Genomic DNA, 3,137 nt, shown 5'->3' on the forward strand with positions numbered 1-3,137 from the left:
TCATTTGAGTTTAGGAAATACGTCGGCGACGTAAGGTTTCAACGAGGGCAACGCCATGTGGCAGACAATGCATATCGGCCTCGGGTCCATCATTTCGCCGGCTGGCCGTCTCGGAGGGTCCGAAGATCCGGACGCCTCCGTTGAGACGTTCCGGACGATCAAGGGCCGTTGCCTGAATCGTCGGGGCGGTGTCGGGCGAGCCATCGGCGGTCAATTACCGAAGAAAATGTTGCAGTAGCTTGCGGGCCCCACGCACGACGATGACGAGGGATCCGGCACAGGCTGAACGCTGCCATAAGCTGAGGTACCGTTGCTCGCCCCGGCGCCAAAGTCACTGTTGCCCGCCTGCTGGCTGTCTTGTGCGGCGATCTTCGCTTCGGCAGCATGAATTTGCTCGGGATAGTCCTCATGGCTGACGTCGCCCACGCGATACTCGCCCTGCTCGAGACGGATCGGTTCCGCACGCATCTGAGCACGGAAGACTGGCGCGTCGCTCTGAGCGAAGCTGACCCCCGGGCCTGCGAGCGCACAACTGGCGAGGACAAGGCATGCTAGGGTTTTCATAGTGGACCTCCGTGATTAATAGCTAACTTGTTGTTCAGGATGGCGAATAAGACGCCAGAACCGGTTCCGCAGACCAAGGTTGATATGGGTGTGCAGTCGTTCGCGAATCAGCTGTCCCTGTTCGGGGGCGTACTGTCGATTATTTAATCTCGCTGCAAGTGATGTGCACAATGTCGGGCACACTCCGTTTTCCGCATCGCCGGTTGTAGAGCCGTACTCATAACAGGCATTCGACAAGAGAAGAACGCGAGCCATTGCTCGGTGATCGGCGCGCTCCTTGTGTCGAATTATGTTGCATTGTTAAACCGTGTAAACGTGTCATTTGTTGCTACATCGATAATCTGATGTTCGGCATTAAATGTTCCTTCGCGGGGGAATGAATGTTCGGTGGCGCTTCACGGCATTCGTTGAAATGGCTTCTTGAGCGTACGGTGCACCCGTGCTTACGCATTAGAGTTCGACCCGGCGCACGGAATGAGCACCCTGTATCGCAATTTGCAACTTTTGCGTCAACAGGATATGAGTTACTGGCATTTCGAGCCCGCGAGCACAGCCTCATACTTACGCTCAATCGGAGGTTCGACGGTCTTGCACCCGACGCTTGGCACAGTGGGACCATTCTCGGGTAGGGACATCTGCGTGATTTCCGAACTTTTGTTCGGTAGAAAAAAGAACACTTGTCATCGACTTGCTGACGGGCCGCAAGCACAATGGCGTATAGTTGCACCTGATCCCCGGAGCCCTGTAATGGCGTCCCGTACCCGAACACCACGTGATTCTGGCGCGGGCGAAAGGCCCGGGCCCGGACCATCACTGTACGCAGATGAAACGGCTTACATAGTCGAACTCCGTAGATTTTCCGAACTTACCAATCTCTTTGTGGGACCGGTCGCAGCACTCAGTACCGACCAGAAACTTCGCGTAGCGCGCGAATTATTGCGGTTGCTTTCCCGCAGGTCCGTATATTGGATTGCGCTACTGGTAGTCGGAAGCCCGTTCTGGTTCGTATTTGGATCGTGGATTGAAAAGTCGGATAGTTACCCGTTGTTCCGTGTCGTCTGGATCCTGGGACTGTGGGGAATAGTCGCTCCCCTGGCGGCATACCTACTGAAAAAGACCGCGGCGCTTCCGAAGGACGCCGGCGTCACGGCGGTCGAGCAGATGCACTGGGCGTGGGCTGCATTGGTCATGCTGACATCGTTCTGGTGGGCGGCGGCCAGCTTTGGACTGATCCCACCCAACTCCGTGTTCTCTCATGGTCATTACTTCCGATTCGCGAGGTATGGCTTCCTGGAGCTGACGATGATCGGGCAAGCATTTGCTTTGCTGCTGCTTGCACCCAGTTTTCGTGCGGTTTTCGGTTCACTCTTGATCGGCATTATTCCATTCGCATGCAACATAGCACCATATTTTTTTGTTGCACGACCTGGAATGTTTGACTGGTATACGGCCCAAGTAATAGGCTACTGTGTCGTCGCATGGTTCATTTGCAACGATCAGCAACGCACGTGTGTAAAAGAGGTTGTGCTCGAGGATGCGGTATCGCAGGCGAAAGCGGCAACGGCGGAGAAGAACCAATTTATCGCTGCAATAAGCCATGACTTACGTCAACCGCTCACAATGCTCGGCCTGAAGCTGGATCATATTGAGCGGAGCATTAAATCGACCGAGCTGGTTGCGGACGTCTCGAATGCGCAAAAGCAAGTGGATGCGATGGAAGGGATGATTAACGGGGCACTGGATATCTGCCGCCTCGAGTCCGGCACTTGGAATGTAGAAATTCAGGAGGTGGCGCTGCCTTCCCTTTTACGCGGCATAGTCGTGGATATGCAGCCGCTGGCTGAGGCGAAGGGGCTGAAAATGAGACTCCATTGCCGCCCCTATCTGGTCCGTACGGATCGACCTGCGTTGGACAGGATCGTTCGGAATATGGTGACCAATGCGATCCGTTACACGCCTTCCGAACAGGGAGGAAAGAAAGGGCATGTTCTGGTGAGTTGCCAAAGGAGAGGCAGCCACATAAAGATAAGCGTCTGGGACAATGGGATCGGTATCCCTGAAGGTAGACAGGCGGATATCTTCAAAAGCTATGTACAGGTCGATAATCCCGAGCGGAATCGGGAAAAAGGGTTCGGCCTGGGTCTGTCCATTGTTCAGGGGCTGGCGAACCTTCTCGGTCACAAGCTCCACATCGAGTCGACACCAGGGCGGGGCTCGCGTTTTTCGGTTGCGGTCCCGTTCATGGGGCTTATACCGCCGGAGTTGCGGGAGGTTCAAACGGCCGAAGACGGCGACCCGGACCTGACCAATATGGTCGTGGCGATCATCGAGGACAATAGCGACCTAAGAGTCGAAATATCGATGCGCCTGATCGAGCGTGGCTGCTACGTCGTAGCCGGGGAATCATCGTCGGACGTCATCGAGCAATTGCGTAGTGAGGCTTTGGCAAGCGGTCCGCACCTCATCCTCTCCGACTACCGGCTCGAACACGAGGACGGTATTGCTGCGATTATGGCGGTCCGCTCTGCTACCAACATTTCGATCCCTGCAATCCTGTGGTCGGGGGACACCTC

The 3,137-nt window shown here is 55.5% G+C and carries 2 protein-coding genes; one reads left to right on the forward strand and one right to left on the reverse strand.

From position 1 onward, the window contains the following. Positions 1-210: 210 nt before the first annotated feature. Positions 211-564 carry a DUF4148 domain-containing protein gene (locus tag AWB75_RS36145; RefSeq protein WP_061128707.1) on the reverse strand — a complete coding sequence of 118 codons (354 nt, stop codon included), beginning with the start codon at positions 562-564 and terminating at the stop codon, positions 211-213. Between the two features lie 1,044 nt (positions 565-1,608). On the opposite strand from AWB75_RS36145, the gene AWB75_RS36150 reads away from it, so the two are divergent. Beyond that, on the forward strand, positions 1,609-3,137 hold a 1,529-nt coding region (locus AWB75_RS36150), incomplete at its 3' end, for a hybrid sensor histidine kinase/response regulator (protein ID WP_200823083.1).

Source organism: Caballeronia catudaia (genome assembly GCF_001544755.2).
GTDB classification, from domain to species: Bacteria; Pseudomonadota; Gammaproteobacteria; order Burkholderiales; family Burkholderiaceae; genus Caballeronia; species Caballeronia catudaia.

What these genes read in the sequence shown, in the direction of transcription:
- AWB75_RS36145 (WP_061128707.1), bottom strand. Translation starts at nt 564, where the DNA reads ATGAAAACCCTAGCATGCCTTGTCCTCGCCAGTTGTGCGCTCGCAGGC.